Origin of the sequence: Enterobacter cloacae complex sp. 2021EL-01169 (genome assembly GCF_020733125.1) — a bacterium.
GTDB lineage: Bacteria > Pseudomonadota > Gammaproteobacteria > Enterobacterales > Enterobacteriaceae > Enterobacter > Enterobacter roggenkampii.
Genome location: NZ_JAJFTC010000045.1, coordinates 1 through 1782 on the forward strand (window position 1 = coordinate 1; position 1782 = coordinate 1782).

At 52.9% G+C, this 1782-nt stretch carries 3 protein-coding genes; 2 read left to right on the forward strand and 1 reads right to left on the reverse strand.

Going from position 1 to position 1782, the window contains the following annotated elements; all coding sequences use genetic code 11:
* Positions 1-217: class 1 integron integrase IntI1 (locus tag LLF79_RS26750; RefSeq protein WP_020801416.1), on the reverse strand; the 217-nt coding region annotated here is incomplete at its 3' end.
* Positions 218-362: 145 nt separating this feature from the next.
* Between LLF79_RS26750 and aadB the strand changes: the two genes are divergently transcribed.
* Positions 363-896: an aminoglycoside nucleotidyltransferase ANT(2'')-Ia gene (gene aadB / locus LLF79_RS26755; protein ID WP_000381802.1), complete on the forward strand. Its 534-nt coding sequence runs from the start codon at positions 363-365 to the stop codon at positions 894-896.
* A gap of 82 nt (positions 897-978) precedes the next feature.
* Positions 979-1611, forward strand: coding sequence for a type B-3 chloramphenicol O-acetyltransferase CatB3 (locus tag LLF79_RS26760; protein WP_000186237.1), 633 nt, complete (start codon positions 979-981; stop codon positions 1609-1611).
* The last annotated feature ends 171 nt before the right edge of the window (positions 1612-1782 follow it).

Genomic DNA, 1782 nt, shown 5'->3' on the forward strand with positions numbered 1-1782 from the left:
TGCGCTCGTTCGCCAGCCAGGACAGAAATGCCTCGACTTCGCTGCTGCCCAAGGTTGCCGGGTGACGCACACCGTGGAAACGGATGAAGGCACGAACCCAGTGGACATAAGCCTGTTCGGTTCGTAAACTGTAATGCAAGTAGCGTATGCGCTCACGCAACTGGTCCAGAACCTTGACCGAACGCAGCGGTGGTAACGGCGCAGTGGCGGTTTTCATGGCTTGTTATGACTGTTTTTTTGTACAGTCTATGCCTCGGGCATCCAAGCAGCAAGCGCGTTACGCCGTGGGTCGATGTTTGATGTTATGGAGCAGCAACGATGTTACGCAGCAGGGCAGTCGCCCTAAAACAAAGTTAGGCCGCATGGACACAACGCAGGTCACATTGATACACAAAATTCTAGCTGCGGCAGATGAGCGAAATCTGCCGCTCTGGATCGGTGGGGGCTGGGCGATCGATGCACGGCTAGGGCGTGTAACACGCAAGCACGATGATATTGATCTGACGTTTCCCGGCGAGAGGCGCGGCGAGCTCGAGGCAATAGTTGAAATGCTCGGCGGGCGCGTCATGGAGGAGTTGGACTATGGATTCTTAGCGGAGATCGGGGATGAGTTACTTGACTGCGAACCTGCTTGGTGGGCAGACGAAGCGTATGAAATCGCGGAGGCTCCGCAGGGCTCGTGCCCAGAGGCGGCTGAGGGCGTCATCGCCGGGCGGCCAGTCCGTTGTAACAGCTGGGAGGCGATCATCTGGGATTACTTTTACTATGCCGATGAAGTACCACCAGTGGACTGGCCTACAAAGCACATAGAGTCCTACAGGCTCGCATGCACCTCACTCGGGGCGGAAAAGGTTGAGGTCTTGCGTGCCGCTTTCAGGTCGCGATATGCGGCCTAACAATTCGTCCAAGCCGACGCCGCTTCGCGGCGCGGCTTAACTCAGGTGTTAGACGGCAAAGTCACAGACCGCGGGATCTCTTATGACCAACTACTTTGATAGCCCCTTCAAAGGCAAGCTGCTTTCTGAGCAAGTGAAGAACCCCAATATCAAAGTTGGGCGGTACAGCTATTACTCTGGCTACTATCATGGGCACTCATTCGATGACTGCGCACGGTATCTGTTTCCGGACCGTGATGACGTTGATAAGTTGATCATCGGTAGTTTCTGCTCTATCGGGAGTGGGGCTTCCTTTATCATGGCTGGCAATCAGGGGCATCGGTACGACTGGGCATCATCTTTCCCGTTCTTTTATATGCAGGAAGAACCTGCATTCTCAAGCGCACTCGATGCCTTCCAAAAAGCAGGTAATACTGTCATTGGCAATGACGTTTGGATCGGCTCTGAGGCAATGGTCATGCCCGGAATCAAGATCGGGCACGGTGCGGTGATAGGCAGCCGCTCGTTGGTGACAAAAGATGTGGAGCCTTACGCTATCGTTGGCGGCAATCCCGCTAAGAAGATTAAGAAACGCTTCACCGATGAGGAAATTTCATTGCTTCTGGAGATGGAGTGGTGGAATTGGTCACTGGAGAAGATCAAAGCGGCAATGCCCATGCTGTGCTCGTCTAATATTGTTGGCCTGCACAAGTATTGGCTCGAGTTTGCCGTCTAACAATTCAATCAAGCCGATGCCGCTTCGCGGCACGGCTTATTTCAGGCGTTAGATGCACTAAGCACATAATTGCTCACAGCCAAACTATCAGGTCAAGTCTGCTTTTATTATTTTTAAGCGTGCATAATAAGCCCTACACAAATTGGGAGATATATCATGAAAGGCTGGCTT

What these genes read in the sequence shown, in the direction of transcription:
- LLF79_RS26760 (WP_000186237.1), top strand. Translation starts at nt 979, where the DNA reads ATGACCAACTACTTTGATAGCCCCTTCAAAGGCAAGCTGCTTTCTGAG.
- aadB (WP_000381802.1), top strand. Translation starts at nt 363, where the DNA reads ATGGACACAACGCAGGTCACATTGATACACAAAATTCTAGCTGCGGCA.